Here is a 17,170-nt window from a genome sequence, read left to right on the forward strand (position 1 = left end):
GGAAATGGACCATACCCCTGAGCCACCCGGCCCGTACCGTGAAGGCATGACCTCACACACGGACACCACCGAGACCGCCGGTACCGCCACGCCCGGGAAGGCCGAGTACGCCCACGAGCACGCTCCCCGGCTGCCCTTCGCCGAGCGCGTCCCCGAGTTCTACCGGGCCATGCTCCGTCTGGAGGGGGCCGCCTCGAAGGACATCGACCCGACGCTCTACCACCTGATCAAGATCCGCGCCTCGCAGATCAACCACTGCGCCTTCTGCATCGACATGCACACCAAGGACGCCCTCGCCGACGGCGAGACCGTCCAGCGGATCGTGCAGCTCTCCGCGCTGGAGGAGTCCCGGCACTTCTACACCGAGCGGGAGCTGGCCGCCCTCGAACTCACCGAGGCCGTCACCACCCTCCCCGACGGGCCCGTCCCCGACGACGTCTACGCCCGCGCCGCCGCCCACTTCGACGAGACCGGGCTCGCCCGTGTCATCGGCGCGATCGTCGTCATCAACGCCTGGAACCGGATCGCCGTCACCACCCGGCTGGTGCCCGGCCACTACGTGCCGCGCTCGGCGTGACCGGAACCCCGGACGCCGGGCACCTGCGGGCCCTCCACCGGGACCGGGCCGCCACCGGCCCGCTGGTGGTGCCGGGCCCGTGGGACGCGGTCAGCGCCCGCGCCTTCGAGACGGCCGGGTTCCCGGCGCTCGCCACGCCCAGCGCCGGGATCGCCTCGGCCCTGGGGTACGAGGACGGGCGGACCCCGGCGGCGGAGATGTTCGCGGCCGTGGCCCGGGTCGTCCGCGCGGTCTCGGTGCCCGTCACGGCCGACCTGGAAGGCGGATACGGGCTCTCCCCCGCCGAACTCGTCGAGCGGGTACGGGAGTCGGGCGCCGTCGGGATGAACCTGGAGGACACCGGTCCGGACGGCTCCCTCCGGGACCCCGGGGCGCACGCCGACTGGCTCGCGGCGGTACGGGCGGCGGGGCCCGGCCTCTTCCTCAACGCCCGTGTCGACACCTACGTCCGCCGGGCGCCCGAGCCGCTGGAGGGGGCGATCGACCGGGCCCTGCGCTACGCGGCGGCGGGCGCGGACTGCGTCTATCCGATCCTGGCCCCGCCGTCGGACCTCCCGGCGCTCCGCGCCGCCCTCGGCGATCTGCCCCTCAACGCCCTGGCCCGCCCCGGCGGCCCGTCCTTCGCGGAACTCGGCCGCCTGGGCGCGACCCGGATCACCTTCGGCGACGGTCTGCTCCGGCGCGCGGAGGAGGACCTGTCGGCGCTGGCGGCGCGGGTGCGGGACGGCGGGGAGGTCTGACCCCCGGGGCCACCGCGAGGAACCGGCGGCCCCTGGCCCGCCGGGCTGCCGGGCCACCGGGCCACCGGGACCTGAGCGTCCGGTCCGGATCCGCCCCGCGCGTCCGGCGGGGCGGGGCGGGGCGGACGCTCAGGCCGGGCCCGGCTCGAAGAACTCCAGTGCCACCCTCAGGACTTCGCGCTGGTTCGGCCACTCGTCCTCCGGGCCCGCCACCAGCACCGCGTACTGGGTGCCGTCCCCGGCCGTGAAGGCCCGGTCGACCACCTTGCGGCGGCTGCCGTCGTCCCGGGTGTAGACGTACACCAGCTCGGCCGCGTCGGCCGGAGCGTCCGGGTCCCCGGAGATCCGCTCCAGCTGGATCTCCCGGTAGCCGGGCTTGCTGGTGCGGCTGTCCTCGGAGGTCGCGCGCAGGGACTCGTACGGGGTCAGTCCCCCCTCGGCGACCTCGTACACCTGGATCAGACGGGCGCCGTCCTCGGCGGTGTAGAAGACGCTCTGGCCGGACTCGGTGCGGGTCCAGCCGCCGGGGACGGCGAGCGTGAAGCCCTTCGGGTCCTCGACGGCCCCGTAGCCCGGCGGTGGCGTCGCCGCCCCCGAGGCACCGGGGGCCGAGGTCCCGTCCGTGCCCTCCGGCGTCCCCGTCGTCTCCGTCGTCTCCGTCGGGAAGGGCTCCGTCGACGGGGACGACGGCTCCGACGGCGACTCCGGCACCGTGGCGGTGCCGGTGACCCCGGAGCCGTCCGCCACCGGGTCCTCCGCGTCACCGCCCCAGATCATCCGTCCGCCGACCGAGCCCACGACCAGGACGGCCACGACCGCTCCCGCCACGAGGCCCGTCCGCACGGACGGACGCCCCGCCGGGGCGCCGACGGGCCCGGCGGACCGCCACCCGCCCTCCTCCGGCACGTACGCGGGGACGCCACCCGGCCCGTGCTCCGGGGCGTACGGGGGCACGGGCGGGGTGACGGCGTACTCCGGCGCCCGCACCACGAGCGCCTCCGCGCCCCCGACAGCGGGCCCCGCTTCCCCTACGGGCCCAGGCGGGCCCCCGTACCGTTCCCAGGACTGGGTTCCGGCGTTCCAGCGGGCGCCGCCCCCGCCGTCCCGTCCGCCTCCCCCGTATCCGCTCATCTCAGCCACCGAGCAGCGCGCCGACCGCCTGGCCGACGGCCACCCCCGAGGCGAGGATGCCGGTCACCGCGCCCGCGTCCGTGAGGGCGCGGCGCAGCCGGGTCAGCCGTCCGGTGCCCGCGCGGCCGGTGCCCTCGATCTCGTCCTCGGTGTCGGCGAGTTCGGCGCCGAGGGCGGCCGTCCCCTCGGTGGGCACGACTCCTTCGAGGTCGGCGCGGAGCCTGCGGACGGCCCGGAGGAGTTCCTCCTGCGCCGGGTCGCGGTCGGGCGCGGCACCCTGGACGGTGCTGGTGACGGTGTTGTGGTCGCCGATGGTGACGTTGCCGCCGGTGTTGGTGACGTGGACGCCCCCGTGGGCGCGTCCGGCGCCGGTTCCGGTGTCCTGTTCAGCCACGGTTTCCTCCGGTGGTCGTGGTGGTGAAGGTCTTGTTGGTGACGGTGTTGTGGTCGCCGACGGTGACGTTTCCCCGGGTGTTCTCGATGAACGTGGCGCCCTCGGCGACGTGCACGATCCGCTGCTCGAACTCACCGGTCTCGTAGCCCGCTTCGCGCAGCGCCCGCAGGACGCCGTTCGCGACCCGGTCCTGCACGCTCTTCAGATAGCGGCTGTGGTCCATCTCCTGGAAGAGCGAGGCCCGGTCGTCGGAGCCCAGCTCGCGGACGGAGACCCGGGGGCCCTCGGGCAGCGCGCGGGCGTGGCCGCCGGTGAGCAGCCGCCAGAGGTGCCCGAGCGAACGCCCCACGGTGACGAACGCCTGCCCGCCGGAGCGGGGGGTGCGGCCCAGCGCCCAGACGGCCCGGCCGAAGCGGTGGTTGTGCCGGTAGCGGTGGGCGATCCGGTCGGCGTACCGGTAGAGCGGCTTCACCGGCCGCAGCACGTGCGGCGCGACCTCCAGCATCAGCATCCCGCCCTGGGTGTGGACGCGGACGAAGACGGTGGTGACGACCTCCTCGCCCCAGCCGCCGACCCGGACCCGCAGGAAGTGGCGGCGGGCCTCGCCGCCCTCCTCGACGGAGCCCGAGCGGTGCAGCTCGAAGCCCCCGGGGCCGTACGGGGCGGCCGTGCGGGCCGGGAGTCCGTCGACCGGCAGGAAGACGACCTCGTCGATCTCCAGCTCGCGCAGCCGGTCCCGGACGGCCGCCCTGAGGTGCGGCGCGCCGTGCGGAGAGGGCTCGCGCAGGGCCTCCACCAGCGGGACGACGTGCCGCATGACGGAGCTGTTGTCGAGCGGCCGGGCCGGGCCGCCGAGGTCCTCGCGGGGCCGGAGTTCGATGGAGAGCGACCACGGTTCGTACGGTTCGCCCGCGCCGCAGAACGGGTCCTCGGCGCCGTACATGACGAGCCGTTCGCGCTGCTCGACCCGGACGCGGTCGCGCAGCCGCCGGAAGCGGACGCCCTCGGCCCGCTCGGCGGGGTCGGAGGCCAGGTCGGGGAAGCGGTCGCGGGACAGTTCCTCGGTGAGCGCGCGGGCGAACTGGCCCTGCTGCGTGGCCACCGCCCAGGCGACGAGGCACGGCACGGCCAGGGTGATCCACGCCTCCACCGGTCCGATGCCCCCGATTCCGGCGATGACACCGGCCCCGAAGCCGAGGACAGCGAGGGTGTCGGAGACGCCGCCGAGCCCCTCCCAGACGTCCTCCTGGTCGCCGAGGGCGAGGAAGAGGAGCAGCAGCGCGGACTGGAGCAGCATCAGCCGCCCGTACCAGCGGAGCAGGAAGGCGGGGACCACCCGGAAGAGCGGCGCGGCGGCGGACCGGCCTCGGATCCAGCGGGCCAGACCGGCCACCACGAACGGCACGATCAGGAGCATGATCAGGCCCTTGGTGAGCGGCAGCGCGATGATCCAGAGGGCCATGATGCCGATGGACCAGCCGAGTTCGACGCGGCGGGCGCGCAGCGCGTGGGCGAGGACGCGGGCGGCGTCGAAGCCCAGGGAGGGGGCGGCGAAGCGCTCCTCGTGGACGTACAGCTCGTCGATGACCGCGTCCCGGTACGCGTCGTCGAGGTAGGTGCCCGCGCAGAGCAGCCGGGTGGCCTCGCTGGTGGACGGGTGGCGGCGCGGGTCGACGGGCGGCGGGCCGCCGGACGGAACGCCTGGCGGGATGCCGGGCGGTGGGGCCTGCGGTGGGACGCCCGGTGGCGCGTTCGGTGGTTCGTCGGGCTGCCTGGGCGGGAAGGACTGCGGCAAAACTCCCCCGATGGTGTGCAACTGCCGTGATGTGCGGGCGCCTTGACGGCGGACCGGGGCGTCAGCATAGGGGAGGAGGCAGGGTGGTGTCGGCGGGAATTCGAGAGCCGGGCGGGGTGGTGCCGACGGGTGATCGGGAGCGCGGCGGGGCGGTGCCGGGGAAGAGCGGGAGCGCGGCGGGCATGAGAACGGCGCCCCCGGGCCGTACGGTCGGTCGTACGGCCCGGGGGCGCCGGGCAGGTGGGTCCGGGTGGGACCGGCCTCGGATCAGCCGGTCGGAACCGGACTCGGATCAGGCCGGTCGGAACGGACTCAGATCAGGCCGAGCTCGCGGACCGTGTCGCGCTCCTCGGAGAGCTCCTTGACGGAGGCGTCGATGCGGGCGCGGGAGAAGTCGTTGATCTCCAGGCCCTGGACGATCTCGTACCTGCCGTCGGCGCAGGTGACGGGGAAGGAGGAGATCAGACCCTCCGGAACGCCGTACGAGCCGTCCGACGGGACGCCCATGGAGGTCCAGTCGCCCTCGGCGGTGCCGTTGACCCAGGTGTGGACGTGGTCGATGGCGGCGTTGGCGGCGGAGGCCGCCGAGGACGCGCCACGGGCGTCGATGATCGCGGCGCCGCGCTTGGCGACGGTCGGGATGAAGGTGTCGGCCAGCCAGGCCTCGTCGTTCACGGCCTCGGCGGCGTTCTTGCCCGCGATCTCCGCGTGGAAGACGTCCGGGTACTGGGTCGCCGAGTGGTTGCCCCAGATGGTGAGGCGCTTGATGTCCTCGACGGACGAGCCGGTCTTCTGGGCCAGCTGGGTCAGCGCGCGGTTGTGGTCCAGGCGGGTCATCGCGGTGAAGCGCTCGGCCGGGACGCCCTTGGCGGCGGACTGGGCGATCAGGGCGTTGGTGTTGGCCGGGTTGCCGACGACCAGGATCTTGACGTCGTCGGCGGCGTGCGCGGCGATGGCCTCGCCCTGCGGCTTGAAGATGCCGCCGTTGGCGGCGAGCAGGTCGCCGCGCTCCATGCCCGGTCCGCGCGGACGGGCGCCGACGAGGAGGCCGATGTTGGCACCCTCGAAGCCCTTGTTCGGGTCGTCGAAGATGTCGATGCCCTTGAGCAGCGGGAACGCGCAGTCGTCGAGCTCCATGGCGGTGCCCTCGGCGGCCTTCACGCCCTGCGGGATCTCAAGGAGGCGCAGCTTGACCGGCACGTCCGCGCCGAGCAGGTGGCCGGAGGCGATGCGGAAGAGCAGCGCGTAGCCGATCTGGCCGGCCGCGCCGGTCACGGTGACATTCACGGGAGTGCGGGTCATGGCGATCTCCGTAAGACAGCTGGCGGTGGGGGTCCCTGCCCCTGGTGCGGGATAGCTCTCTTGATCGATCGGTGTCTCGACATGAAGAGATATCCAGCGGTCAGGCTATCCGACCCGGGCCCCGGTGGATCCCCACCCCCTTGTGGTCCGCCTCACTGCCTTCGGTCCTCCCCCGGGCCCGGGGTCACGGGTCCGGGGTCGTGGTGCAGCCCTTGCCGCCGTCCGCGAGGGTGCCGCAGGCGCGCGCGGCCGTGCCGGAGCCCACGGCGACCATCGGGGTGTAGGCGCCGGCCGCCGCCGTGCCGGTGCCGCTCACGACGGTGGCGCTCCGCTCGGCGCCGGAAGCGGTGACGGTCACGGTGTCGCCGGGGGCGGCCCCGCCGATCCGCGCCCACGCGGCCCCGCAGACGCGGCTGTAGCGGACCTCGACCCGGGCGGCGCCGACCTGGGCCCCCGCGACGGTGACGGCGAGGTCGCCGCCGCACCCCATGCCCTCCGGGTCCCGGCCCGCGCAGTCGGCGCCCGCGCACCTCACGCCGGGCGGGAGGCTCGGGGGCCGGGTCGTGGGCGGCGCCGTGGCCGGGGGCGGGGCGGTCGCCCGGTCGTCCGTAGCGCCGGAGCCGCCGAGGTCGACGAGGAGCAGGGCGGCGGTGACGACGAGCGACGAGCCGGTGATCCCGGCGGCGTAGAGCAGCACGGTACGGCGCCGGGAAGCGGGGGCTGGCGGCCCGGACGCGGGAACGGAGCCGGGGACGGGAGCACGAGGGCCGGGCGCGGGACCTCCGGGACCCGAGCCGGAGGCACGGGGGCCGAGGTCGGAGGCGGAGGTACGAGGGCCGGGCGCGGGGCCGGGGGCCGGTACGGGGCCGCCGTGGACCGCTCCGGCGCCGCCCAGGGGGGTCCCGGGTGCGGGACCGGCCGGGGTCCGGGGCGGGCGTCCGCGCCCGGCGACCGGCGCCGTACCGTGCCGCTCCACGCGCCGGAGGCTCAGAGTGCGGTCGCCGTCGTCGCGGTGGGCCGTCTCGGCGCCTCCCCCGGCACGGGCCGCACCGCCGAAGCCGTACCGCTCGACGTCGTCGGCGGACACCATGACGTCGGCACGGTCGGCACGGTCGGGGTCTCCGGGGCCGGGGCCGGGACCGGCTTCGTCCCGTCCCGCGCGCTCCTCCCCCGCCCCGAGTACGGCCCAGGCGCGGTCCGCGTGCCGCCACTGGGCCGTGAGGGCCGCCGGGTCGTCGCCCGTCGCCTCGGCGAGGGCCAGGACGGCGCCGCGGGGTACGGGGAGGAGCGCGTCCAGGTACGCGTCCCACGCGGACCGTTCGTGTCCCGTACGGTCCGCGAGGGCGGTGACCGCGAGGCCGCTGCGGTCCACGAGCCTGCGGAGCCGTTCCGTGAACGCGCGCACGTCCGGGTCGAGTTCGCCTGGCAGCGCCTTCCAGCCGGACATCCGCGGTCTCCCTCGTCCCGTACCCCTCTACCGTTCCCCGAAGGATGGCAGGTCCACGGCCGGGCCCGCTGCCCCGGTGCGGCGCCGAGGTGGCGGAATGGTCACTTCCGTGCCACAGCGCGCCGACGGAGCTTGAACGTCCATTGGCACGTACATGACTCTTGATCACAGCGGCGCCCGCCCTCCCACGGGGGAGAGGGCGGGCGCCGTCCTCACGCGCTCCGGACCACCGGACTAGGTGACGGTGAGGTGGAGGACCTCCTCCAGGAAGGGAATCCGCAGCCAGGGCTCCGGCTGGACCATGAGCGCCAGCATCACGATCAGACCGCCCATCACCCCGTACGTGATCAGGTCCGTGAAGCGGGACCGGACGGCCAGCATCCCGACGGACGGCAGCGCCCAGCGCATCACCCCGCCCACCAGGAGGGCGATCCCGATCAGGATCGTGCCGACCCGGAAGGCCTGCGGGAACAGGTCCGTGCCCACCACCAGCAGCCCGAGCCCGGCGAGCGTGAGCACGGTGAGCAGCGGCCACTGGCGGGCGGGCGCCGGGGCGTCGCCGGAGGCGGCCCGGCCACCGCCTTCGGGCCGCGCGGTGCTGGTGGTGAAGAGGGAGCGGCGCCTCTTGGGGGAGACCGGCCCCCCGTGGGAGACCGGGCCCCCGAGGTAGGGCGCGGGCGCGCCGGAGGGCACGGGTGCGCCGGAGCCCGTGCCCCCGTCGGAGCCCGATGCGACCGGCGTCCCGGTCGGGTCCGCCGCGCCGGAGTTCCCGTCCCGGTTCCCCGGCGTCTCCGGGGTCCCGGAGGTCACGTCAGAGCGCCGCGGCCGCGCGCTCGGCGGCCTCGACGACGTTGACGAGGAGCTGGGCGCGGGTCATCGGGCCGACACCGCCCGGGTTCGGGGAGATCCAGGCGGCCACCTCGGCGACGTCCGGGTGCACATCGCCGAGGATCTTGCCCTCGGCGTTGCGCGAGACGCCCACGTCGAGGACGGCGGCGCCCGGCTTCACGTCCTCCGGCTTGATCAGGTGCGGCACACCGGCGGCGGCGACGATGATGTCGGCGTTGCGCAGATGGGCGGAGAGGTCCCGGGTGCCGGTGTGGCACTGGGTCACGGTGGCGTTCTCGGAGCGGCGGGTGAGCAGCAGCGGCATCGTGCGGCCGATGGTGACGCCTCGGCCGACGACCACGACCTCGGCGCCGTTGATCTCGACGCCGTGGCGGCGGAGCAGCGTGATGACGCCGTTGGGCGTGCAGGGCAGCGGGGCGGGCTCGTTGAGCACCAGACGGCCGAGGTTGGTGGGGTGCAGGCCGTCCGCGTCCTTGGCCGGGTCCATCAGCTCCAGGACGCGGTTCTCGTCGATGCCCTTGGGCAGCGGGAGCTGGACGATGTAGCCGGTGCAGGCGGGGTCCTCGTTGAGTTCCCGGACGACCGCCTCGATCTCCTCCTGGGTGGCGTCGGCGGGCAGGGTGCGCTGGATCGAGGAGAGGCCGACCTCGGCGCAGTCCCGGTGCTTCCCGGCCACGTACTTCTGGCTGGCAGGGTCGTCGCCGACGAGGACGGTACCGAGTCCGGGCGTGACGCCCCGTTCCTTGAGGGCCGCCACACGGACGGTCAGATCGGACTTGATCGCGGCTGCGGTGGCCTTGCCATCGAGAATCTGGGCGCTCATGGAGACATCCTCCCGGATGACCCCCGCCTTGTTCCAATTCGCTCGTGGGGGACGGCCGCTCGAACGGAACGGAAGGTTGCACTCGCACAACTCCGCCGCCTTTCGACTGGACAAAAAGTCGACGCAGACATGACGATGATCGACGAAGTACCGCGGAAAGTGCCGGGGGGAATCCACTGATATGCCGTGAAAGTCCTCCGCGCGGGCCGCGTCGTCCCCGCACAGAGAAATTCACGGAGGAAACCGCGATGAGCTTCGGCGACCCGAACAATCCTTACGGCCAGCCGCAGGACCAGGGCCAGGGACAGGGCCAGCAGCCCGGTTACGGCTACCCGCAGCAGGCCCCGCAGGGCGTGCCGCCGCAGCAGGGCTACGGCTACCCGGCCGCCCCGCCGCTCTCGCCGTACGGCAACGGCGGCTACCCGGGCGCGGCCATGGAGATGCCGGGCGGGGTGAAGGCCGCGCGCGTGATGCTCTGGATCATGGGCGGACTGAACCTGATCGGCGCGCTCGTGATGGTCGTCATGTCCTTCGCCGTCAGCAGCGAGCTGGAGAAGTCGGGCGCTTCCTCCGCCGACGCCGAGGCGTTCGCCAGCCTGGGCCAGGGCCTGCTGATCGCCGCGGGCGTCTTCTCGCTGATCGTCGGCGTGGTCGGCATCCTGCTGGCCGTGAAGTTCAAGTCCGGCGGCAACGGCGTCCGCATCGGCGCCATCGTCTACGGCTCGGTCGGCGCGCTGTTCAGCATCTTCTCGCTGCCGCTCGGCATCGTGAGCCTGGCGCTCGCGGTCCTGGTCATCGTCTTCGTGGCGAAGGGCGACGGCTCGGCCTGGTTCAACCGCAACAAGCAGCAGTACTGACCGGCCCGGTCCGTCTCCGCGCGGACCGGTACGGAAAGGGCCCGGGGGCCCGGTTCCACGTGGAACCGGGCCCCCGGGCCTTTCCGTGTCCCGTCACACCTTCTTGAGGACCGTGAAGCCCTCCGAGCGGTGCACGATCTCGTAGCGGGCGCCCGGATGCAGTTGCGAAGCCAGTTGCACCGGGTCGGATATCTGCTGGGACCAGCCGCGCAGGTCGTAGGCGAGGTAGTCGGGATCGGCGTCCCCCGAGGAGCCCGCCCAGTAGACGCGGTGATCCGCCGTCAGATGGGCGAGGAGCGACACGTCGGCCTCCACGCTCGCCCCGTCCGGCACCGCGCCGACCGCCGCCCGCGCCTGCTCGGCACGGGCGTCCGTCCGGTACGTCTCCGGCTTGGTCAGCTCCCGCAGCGGCAGGTTCGCGGCGAGGACGAGCGCGACCGCCGTGGCGACCGGGACGGCCACCTTCCCGTACGAGGCGAGCCAGGCGAGCCGCGAGGTGCGCACCGAGCGGACGCCGTCCACCAGGGCCAGGAAGACGACCGGCATCAGGATCGCGCTGTAGTGCCAGTGCATCCCCCAGTGGTTGGGGTCCTGGGAGAGGAAGCGCCAGCCGAGCGTGGGCAGGACGAGCAGGACCAGCGGGGAGCGCAGGGCGAGGAAGCCGGTGACGGCCAGCAGGTAGAAGAGCATCTCCCAGCGCTCGCCCGAGGCGAGGGCGTCCCCGACGACCTGTCCGAAGGAGGTGTCGGCGCCCTGTCCGGTCTTCTCTATCTTGGCCCAGTAGTCGTACTGGCCGGCCCGGCTCGCCGCCGGGATCAGGACGAGGACCGTGAGGGCGAAGGCCGCGGTGCCGAAACCGGCGAGGGCCGCGCCGAGCCCCCGCTGCCCCTTCAGGAAGAGGACCGCGCCGACCATGGCGACGGTCAGCCCCATGTCCTCCTTGACCAGGACGAGCGGGACGGACCAGGCCACGGCGGCGGTCCAGCGCCCGAGGAGCAGGGCCCGGCAGGTCAGGGCGAGCAGCGGGACGGCGAAGGCGATCTCGTGGAAGTCGGACTTGACCGCCTCCTGGAGCCCCCAGGACAGCCCGTACGCGACGGTGATCCCGATGCCCGCGGCCCGGCTGCCCAGGATCTGCTGGGTGGTCCGGCCGACGACGACGGCCGAGGCGGCGAACAGGGCGGCCTGCGCGAAGAGGAGGGCGACCGGCGAGGGCCAGATCCAGTACAGCGGGGCGAGGAGGGCGGTGACGGGGCTGAAGTGGTCGCCCAGTATCTGGAAGCCGGGCCCCTTGATGTCCACGACGGGCGACCGGAACTCGGCGTACGCCCTGACCGACTGCCCGAAGATCCCGAGGTCCCAGGAGGGGGTGCGGAAGTGCGCGTACTGGACCCACGAGTAGAGGAAGTACAGGGCGCACAGGACGCCCGCGAGGATCAGGTACGGACGGAGCGGGGCGGGTGCGAGCCCGCCCGGCGGCTCGGCGGCGGCCGGGCCGGGAGAACCGGTGACGGTCTCCTCGGCGGACCTGTTCCGTACGTCCAACACCACGCCCCCACTACCAGTGGCCGACAAAAGAGCAACCCATTAGACCAGAGTCCACCCGATCGGCGGACCCGTTGCGTGGAGGCGAGGGGGCCTGGAGGCGTCAGGGAGCCGGTCCCTCCGGTACGGGCGCCGGGCCCGCACCGGAGGGACCGGTGGAAGACGTGCGGATCACTGGAAACGTACGGACCGATGGAAGCGTACGAACCGATAAACGTGCGGATCAGTGGAAGAAGTGGCGCGTGCCCGTGAAGTACATCGTCACGCCCGCCTTCCGCGCCGCCTCGACGACCTGCTCGTCACGGACCGAGCCGCCGGGCTGCACGACCGCCTTCACACCCGCCCCGGTGAGGATCTCCAGGCCGTCCGGGAAGGGGAAGAAGGCGTCGGAGGCGGCGTACGAGCCGCGCGCCCGCTCCTCGCCCGCCCGCTCGACCGCGAGCTTCGCGGAGTCGACCCGGTTGACCTGGCCCATGCCGACGCCGACCGAGGCGCCGTCCTTGGCGAGCAGGATCGCGTTGGACTTGACCGCGCGGCACGCCTTCCAGGCGAAGTCCAGCTCGGCCAGCTCCTCGGCGGACAGGGCCTCACCCGTGGCGAGCGTCCAGTGGGCCGGGTCGTCGCCCTCGGCCTGGAACACGTCGGTGTGCTGCACCACCGCACCGCCGGACAGGAACTTGACGTCGCCCGGCTGCGCCGGGGTGCCCTCGACCCGCAGGACGCGGATGTTCTTCTTCCGCGCGAGGACCTCGACGGCGCCGTCCTCGTACGCCGGGGCCGCGATGACCTCGGTGAAGATCTCGGCGACCTGCTCGGCCATCGCCACCGACACCTCGCGGTTGACGGCGATCACCCCGCCGAACGCGGACAGCGGGTCGCAGGCGTGGGCCTTGCGGTGCGCCTCGGCGACGTCCGCGCCGACCGCGATGCCGCACGGGTTGGCGTGCTTGATGATCGCCACGCACGGCTCGTCGTGGTCGAAGGCGGCGCGGCGCGCGGCCTCGGTGTCCACGTAGTTGTTGAAGGACATCTCCTTGCCGTGCAGCTGCTCGGCGTTGGCGAGCCCGCCCGGCTGCCCGTCGACGTACAGCGCGGCGGCCTGGTGCGGGTTCTCGCCGTAGCGCAGCGTGGACTTGCGCTCCAGGGTCTCGCCGATGAACTCGGGGAGCCCGTTCGCGTCGGCCTCGGGGGCGTAGACGTTGGTGAACCAGGAGGCCACGGCCGTGTCGTACGCGGCGGTGTGCTGGAACGCCTCGGCGGCCAGGCGCTTGCGGGCCACCAGGTCGAAGCCGCCCGCCCCGACGGCCGCGAGCACGTCCGCGTACCGCTCCGGGCTGGTGACGATCGCCACGGACGGGTGGTTCTTCGCGGCGGCGCGGACCATGGACGGGCCGCCGATGTCGATCTGCTCGACGCACTCGTCCTCGGTGGCGCCCGACCGGACGGTCTCGCGGAACGGGTACAGGTTCACGACGACCAGGTCGAAGGGCTCCACGCCCAGCTCGGCGAGCTGCGCGCGGTGCGACTCCAGGCGCAGGTCGGCGAGGATGCCCGCGTGCACCCTCGGGTGGAGGGTCTTGACCCGGCCGTCCAGGCACTCGGGGAAGCCGGTCAGCTCCTCGACCTTGGTGACCGGCACCCCGGCGGCGGCGATCCTCCCGGCCGTGGAGCCGGTGGAGACGAGCTCGACACCGGCCTCGTGCAGGCCGCGGGCCAGCTCTTCGAGCCCCGTCTTGTCGTAGACGCTGACCAGCGCGCGGCGGATGGGCTTAACGGTGTCCGTGTTCACCGACATGAACCTTTCGTCCCTCAATGCGGTAGCCGTGCCGGGCGAGACGCCCCACGACGTCGACGAGCAGCGAACGCTCGACTTCCTTGATGCGCTCGTGCAGAGCGGCTTCATCGTCCGTCTCCCGCACCTCGACCACGCCCTGGGCGATGATCGGGCCGGTGTCGACGCCGTCGTCGACGAAGTGGACGGTGCACCCGGTGACCTTCGCGCCGTACGCGAGGGCGTCGCGCACCCCGTGGGCACCGGGAAAACTGGGCAGCAGGGCCGGATGGGTGTTGACGACCCGGCCGCCGAAACGGGCGAGGAACTCCTTGCCCACGATCTTCATGAAACCGGCCGAGACCACGAGGTCCGGCGCGTGCGCGGCGGTCGCCTCGGCCAGCGCCCGGTCCCACTCCTCGCGGCTCGCGTGGTCCTTGACCCGGCAGACGAAGGTCGGGAGCCCGGCCCGCTCGGCGCGCTCCAGACCCGCGATGCCGTCGCGGTCGGCGCCGACCGCGACGATCTCCGCGCCGTACCCCTCGGGGTCCGCGGCGATGCCGTCGAGGAGGGCCTGCAGATTGGTACCGGAACCGGAGACCAGGACGACGAGGCGGGCGGCAGCCACTGGGTCACTCTTTCCGTGGTGTTTGTGCGGTCGTACGAACGAATCGTGTCGCTCGATACGGGGAACCCTACGAATGGCTCGACCGACCGCAACGATACCGGCACACCGGACGGCCCCCGCGGGACGGGGGCGGGGCAGGGCGGTAGCGTCAGGGCCGACGCCCCCCACGCGCGGCAGACAGCAGCAGACGAGACAGCAGCGGAGACCACGGTGCGGATGTGGTCGAGACGACAGAGGGAAGACGTTCAGCACATGCCGGAACGCCAGTCCACGGACGACAACAACCCGTTCGCGCCGCCGCCCGAGGGCAGGCCGGACCAGCCGTGGCAGCCACGGCGACCGGAGGACTCGGACGACGGGTCCGGCTCCCAGGGCTCGCCCGACGGTCGCTGGAGCCCCCGCCAGCCCGGCCGCTCGGACGACGGCTTCGGCCGGGAACCCGAGCGCCAGGAAGGCGGCCAGGGCGGCCCGGGGCAAGGAGGTCCCGGCCAGGGCGGCGGCGGACGCCAGGGAATGCGCTGGGACCCCACGGACCCGGCGCAGCGGCGGGCCCGGTACGCGATCCTCTCGGGCATGTGGGCCTTCTTCTTCGCGATCTTCGAGATCCCGGAGCTGGCGCTGCTCCTCGGCGCGCTCGGCCTGTACTGGGCGATCAGTGCGCTGCGCGCCCGGCCGAAGGCCGCCGCCTCTGAGCCGTCGGCGGCGTCAGGGCCCGCGGAGCCCGCTCCCTCGGCCCCCGGGCAGGGCCCGGGACAGGCGCAGGCGCCTTCCCGGGCGACCCAGCTCCGGTCGATGCGGACCGCCGCGATCAGCGGTCTGGTGGCGTCGAGCGTGGCCCTGATGATCGTCGCGGTGGGCTTCACCATGAAGCTCGTCTACCGCGACTTCTACGAGTGCCGTGACGACGCCCTGACCCACGCGGGCCAGCTGGCCTGCAACGACCTGCTGCCGAAGCCGCTGCGCGCGGGCTTCGGCGTCAGGGAGTAGCCGGAGGGCGCACGGCCGCTTCGGCGGGGCCGTGGCTCCCTCGGATCGTCAGGGCGCGGCCCCGTCGGTCCCCCCGGCCGGGGCGTCGGGGTCCGCCGGGTTCGGTGCGGCCGGGTTCGGTGCGGCCGGGGCCGCCGGGGGCGGTGCGGTCGGTTCCCAGTCGGCGGGCAGATAGTCGTACGGCTCGAAGCCGGAGTCCCAGGAGGGCGGGGTGCCGGGTCCGGAACCGGTGCCCGTCCCCGACCCGGATACGGGCGGGAGCGCGGGCGTCGTCCCCGGCGCCGCCCCCGGTCCGGCCGCCGTCCCGGACCCCTGGTCCGCCGTCCTGGACCCCACGAGCAGCCCGGACAGGGCGCCGAGGCCGAACGGCCACTTCCGCCGGGCCCGGAGCCCCGGGCCGGTCGCCGGGGCCGTACCCGAAGCGGACGCGGGACCCGCCCCGGCGTCCGGGCCGGGCCCGGTCGCCGGGGCCGTACCCGGGTCCACGACGGCCCCCGGAGCCGTACCGGACACCGGGACGGGGGCCGTAACGACTGCCGTGACCCGCCCCGGCGCCGGGGCCGTACCAGCCGTCACTCCAGACCCAGAGCCCACCGTCCCGGTCCGGCCGGGCTCAGGGGGGCGTTCCGCGCGGGGGACGCGACGGCCCCAGGCCCGTACGCCCAGCGCCGTCGGGACACCCGCGCAGGCGCCCCACAGGACCGCCGCCGCCCCCGCCTGCCACCACACCGGGCCGAACGCCGAGAGCCTGCCGCTCCCCAGCGGGCCGCCCGCCGCGCAGGCGAGGACCGCCATCGCCGCCCCGCAGCCCCAGGCCGCGCCCAGCGCGGTGAGGGCCGTGTCCCGGGCCTCCCAGGTCCGCGCCGCCCGGCCCACCCGGCGCCCCTGGAGCACGGCCGCGAGCAGCGGCACCGCCACGGCCGCCCAGTGCGGCCAGGAACCGCGCGGCTCGGTGGGCAGCGCCGCGAGCAGCGGGAAGGACGGCAGAGCCGGGTCCCCGGCGAGGCCCAGCGGGGTGGCGAGCGCGCCGGTACCGAGGGTGAATCCGGGGCCGAGCCCGTACGCGGCCCCCCAGACGGCCGTGTTCGGGAGCAGCGCCAGGACGAGCAGCAGCACCGCCACGCGCCCCGACCACTCCCCCGTGAGCCCGGCGTACGCCGTCTGCGCCCGGCCCGCGTGCCAGGCCAGCGAGACCGCGGCGGTGACCGCGCCGCCGCCCAGCAGGGTCACGAGACCCAGTCCGGTGGCCCGCAGGGCGACCGCCGCCTGCCGCCGTCCGGGCAGCGGACGGCCGAGCGCGGTCCACACCCCGGCGCCCGCCGCCGCCGTCACCACCGCGGGCAGCCAGAACCCGGCGGTGAGCAGGTCGGCGGGCAGCCGCCCGCCTTCGGCGTAGACCACGACCACGGCCGCGACCAGCAGATATCCCCCGGTGACGGCGGCCACCGCGCCACCGGCGGTGAGGCGCGGACCGGCGCCCTCGGCGCCCCTGTCGAGGGTGTCGCGGGCCGCCCGGTGGACCAGCCAGACCGGCAGCGCGGACAGGAGCAGCGGGACGACACCGAGCGGGGCGGGCAGCCCGCTCAGGGTGTCCGTGCGGACGAGGTCGACGCCGTGGGCGAGGAGCCAGAGCCCGGCGGCCAGGCGCAGGGCCCCGTCGGCGCCGCCGTCCGGGTACGGGGAGCTGATCCAGGCCGCGACCACCAGGACCGCGAGGGCGCCGAGACCGAGTCCGGCGGCGACCCCGCCCCGGACGCAGGCGGTGGCGAGCACGGTGGAACGACCGCCCTGGACCAGGGGGTGTTCGGTCACATGGGTCACGGGGTCATGCTGCCAACGACACGCGCTTTTGCCGCGTAACAGGCAAACCTCGGCTGTGTCGCTCAATATACGTTTATGTACTTTTCTGCCCCCAGCAGCTCTGCGGGAGGTCGACACCGATGAGCCGGAGCCCCGCGGATTCCGCATCCGCCGTCACCCTGCCGACCCCTAAGGAGCGGCGCAGGCTGCGTGAGGCCCTCGCGCTGAGCGAGGAGCAGGTCGCCGAGGCCGTGGGCGTCACGAAGGCCACGGTCAGATCGTGGGAGACGGGACGCTCGTCCCCACGTGGCCGCAAGCGCGAGGCGTACGCGAAGCTGCTCGGCGCACCGAGCGGCGGGCCGAGGGCCGACCGTCCGTCCGCGGCGGAGGGACGGCCGCCGGTCTCCGGACGGCCGGGAGGATCCGTGTCGCCGGAGCGGCCGGGAGGATCCGTGTCGCCGGAGCGGCCGGAGCGGTCTGAACGGCCGGAGCGGCCGGAGCGGTCCGAGGCCGGGTGGCCGGGT

General features: G+C 74.3%; 15 protein-coding genes and 1 pseudogene. 5 read left to right on the forward strand and 11 right to left on the reverse strand.

Translation table 11 applies throughout. The annotated features are described in order from the left end of the window. Positions 1-46: 46 nt before the first annotated feature. Together ACIO92_RS13280 and ACIO92_RS13285 are read left to right on the forward strand one after the other, a co-directional pair. Positions 47-577, forward strand: coding sequence for a carboxymuconolactone decarboxylase family protein (locus ACIO92_RS13280; RefSeq protein WP_366439573.1), 531 nt, complete (start codon positions 47-49; stop codon positions 575-577). Then, on the forward strand, positions 574-1,317 hold the full coding sequence (locus tag ACIO92_RS13285) for an isocitrate lyase/phosphoenolpyruvate mutase family protein (RefSeq protein WP_401236770.1): 744 nt from the start codon (positions 574-576) through the stop codon (positions 1,315-1,317). The genes ACIO92_RS13280 and ACIO92_RS13285 overlap by 4 nt, the downstream gene beginning before the upstream one ends. A gap of 129 nt (positions 1,318-1,446) precedes the next feature. Here ACIO92_RS13285 and ACIO92_RS13290 read toward each other — a convergent pair whose 3' ends face one another. The 7 genes from ACIO92_RS13290 to ACIO92_RS13320 all read right to left on the reverse strand — a co-directional run bounded on the left by ACIO92_RS13290 (position 1,447) and on the right by ACIO92_RS13320 (position 9,058). Continuing rightward, a complete protein-coding gene (locus ACIO92_RS13290) occupies positions 1,447-2,307 on the reverse strand; it encodes a hypothetical protein (protein ID WP_402281282.1) in 861 nt (286 codons plus the stop codon). 142 nt (positions 2,308-2,449) lie between these two features. Then, positions 2,450-2,842: a hypothetical protein gene (locus ACIO92_RS13295; protein ID WP_402281284.1), complete on the reverse strand. Its 393-nt coding sequence runs from the start codon at positions 2,840-2,842 to the stop codon at positions 2,450-2,452. After that, positions 2,835-4,637, reverse strand: coding sequence for a hypothetical protein (locus tag ACIO92_RS13300; protein WP_366439577.1), 1,803 nt, complete (start codon positions 4,635-4,637; stop codon positions 2,835-2,837). Before ACIO92_RS13300 ends, ACIO92_RS13295 begins: the two co-directional genes overlap by 8 nt. A 312-nt stretch (positions 4,638-4,949) precedes the next feature. Further along, a complete protein-coding gene (locus ACIO92_RS13305; RefSeq protein ID WP_366439578.1) occupies positions 4,950-5,939 on the reverse strand; it encodes a malate dehydrogenase in 990 nt (329 codons plus the stop codon). A 184-nt stretch (positions 5,940-6,123) separates the two neighbouring features. After that, a complete protein-coding gene (locus tag ACIO92_RS13310) occupies positions 6,124-7,386 on the reverse strand; it encodes a DUF2690 domain-containing protein (RefSeq protein WP_402281286.1) in 1,263 nt (420 codons plus the stop codon). 234 nt (positions 7,387-7,620) lie between these two features. Then, a complete protein-coding gene (locus ACIO92_RS13315; protein ID WP_366439580.1) occupies positions 7,621-8,196 on the reverse strand; it encodes a DUF3017 domain-containing protein in 576 nt (191 codons plus the stop codon). Between the two features lies 1 nt (position 8,197). Next, positions 8,198-9,058 (reverse strand): bifunctional methylenetetrahydrofolate dehydrogenase/methenyltetrahydrofolate cyclohydrolase, encoded by an 861-nt coding sequence (locus ACIO92_RS13320; protein ID WP_366439581.1) that lies wholly within the window; start codon positions 9,056-9,058, stop codon positions 8,198-8,200. A 248-nt stretch (positions 9,059-9,306) separates the two neighbouring features. Here ACIO92_RS13320 and ACIO92_RS13325 point away from each other — a divergent pair, with 248 nt between their 5' ends. Beyond that, positions 9,307-9,915 carry a hypothetical protein gene (locus ACIO92_RS13325; protein ID WP_366439582.1) on the forward strand — a complete coding sequence of 203 codons (609 nt, stop codon included), beginning with the start codon at positions 9,307-9,309 and terminating at the stop codon, positions 9,913-9,915. A 93-nt stretch (positions 9,916-10,008) separates the two neighbouring features. Here ACIO92_RS13325 and ACIO92_RS13330 read toward each other — a convergent pair whose 3' ends face one another. The 3 genes from ACIO92_RS13330 to purN form a co-directional block, all read right to left on the reverse strand. Beyond that, positions 10,009-11,463, reverse strand: a complete 1,455-nt coding sequence (locus tag ACIO92_RS13330) for a DUF2079 domain-containing protein (RefSeq protein ID WP_402281563.1) — start codon at positions 11,461-11,463, stop codon at positions 10,009-10,011. A gap of 220 nt (positions 11,464-11,683) precedes the next feature. Beyond that, on the reverse strand, positions 11,684-13,255 hold the full coding sequence (gene purH / locus ACIO92_RS13335; RefSeq protein WP_366439583.1) for a bifunctional phosphoribosylaminoimidazolecarboxamide formyltransferase/IMP cyclohydrolase: 1,572 nt from the start codon (positions 13,253-13,255) through the stop codon (positions 11,684-11,686). Next, positions 13,230-13,859 carry a phosphoribosylglycinamide formyltransferase gene (purN, locus tag ACIO92_RS13340; protein WP_402056538.1) on the reverse strand — a complete coding sequence of 210 codons (630 nt, stop codon included), beginning with the start codon at positions 13,857-13,859 and terminating at the stop codon, positions 13,230-13,232. Before purN ends, purH begins: the two co-directional genes overlap by 26 nt. Before the next feature lie 252 nt (positions 13,860-14,111). On the opposite strand from purN, the gene ACIO92_RS13345 reads away from it, so the two are divergent. Continuing rightward, positions 14,112-14,846: a hypothetical protein gene (locus ACIO92_RS13345; protein ID WP_366439585.1), complete on the forward strand. Its 735-nt coding sequence runs from the start codon at positions 14,112-14,114 to the stop codon at positions 14,844-14,846. Positions 14,847-14,894: 48 nt separating this feature from the next. On the opposite strand, the gene ACIO92_RS13350 is transcribed toward ACIO92_RS13345, so the two are convergent. Next, positions 14,895-16,667: a DUF6350 family protein gene (locus tag ACIO92_RS13350; RefSeq protein WP_402281290.1), complete on the reverse strand. Its 1,773-nt coding sequence runs from the start codon at positions 16,665-16,667 to the stop codon at positions 14,895-14,897. 119 nt (positions 16,668-16,786) lie between these two features. Here ACIO92_RS13350 and ACIO92_RS13355 point away from each other — a divergent pair. After that, a pseudogene (locus tag ACIO92_RS13355) lies at positions 16,787-16,984 on the forward strand (helix-turn-helix domain-containing protein); the annotation flags it as partial. Between the last annotated feature and the right edge of the window lie 186 nt (positions 16,985-17,170).

Origin of the sequence: Streptomyces sp. NPDC087215 (assembly GCF_044744885.1) — a bacterium.
Lineage (GTDB): Bacteria > Actinomycetota > Actinomycetes > Streptomycetales > Streptomycetaceae > Streptomyces.

What these genes read in the sequence shown, in the direction of transcription:
- ACIO92_RS13280 (WP_366439573.1), top strand. Translation starts at nt 47, where the DNA reads ATGACCTCACACACGGACACCACCGAGACCGCCGGTACCGCCACGCCC.
- ACIO92_RS13305 (WP_366439578.1), bottom strand. Translation starts at nt 5,939, where the DNA reads ATGACCCGCACTCCCGTGAATGTCACCGTGACCGGCGCGGCCGGCCAG.
- ACIO92_RS13310 (WP_402281286.1), bottom strand. Translation starts at nt 7,386, where the DNA reads ATGTCCGGCTGGAAGGCGCTGCCAGGCGAACTCGACCCGGACGTGCGC.
- ACIO92_RS13320 (WP_366439581.1), bottom strand. Translation starts at nt 9,058, where the DNA reads ATGAGCGCCCAGATTCTCGATGGCAAGGCCACCGCAGCCGCGATCAAG.
- ACIO92_RS13325 (WP_366439582.1), top strand. Translation starts at nt 9,307, where the DNA reads ATGAGCTTCGGCGACCCGAACAATCCTTACGGCCAGCCGCAGGACCAG.
- purH (WP_366439583.1), bottom strand. Translation starts at nt 13,255, where the DNA reads ATGTCGGTGAACACGGACACCGTTAAGCCCATCCGCCGCGCGCTGGTC.
- ACIO92_RS13345 (WP_366439585.1), top strand. Translation starts at nt 14,112, where the DNA reads ATGCCGGAACGCCAGTCCACGGACGACAACAACCCGTTCGCGCCGCCG.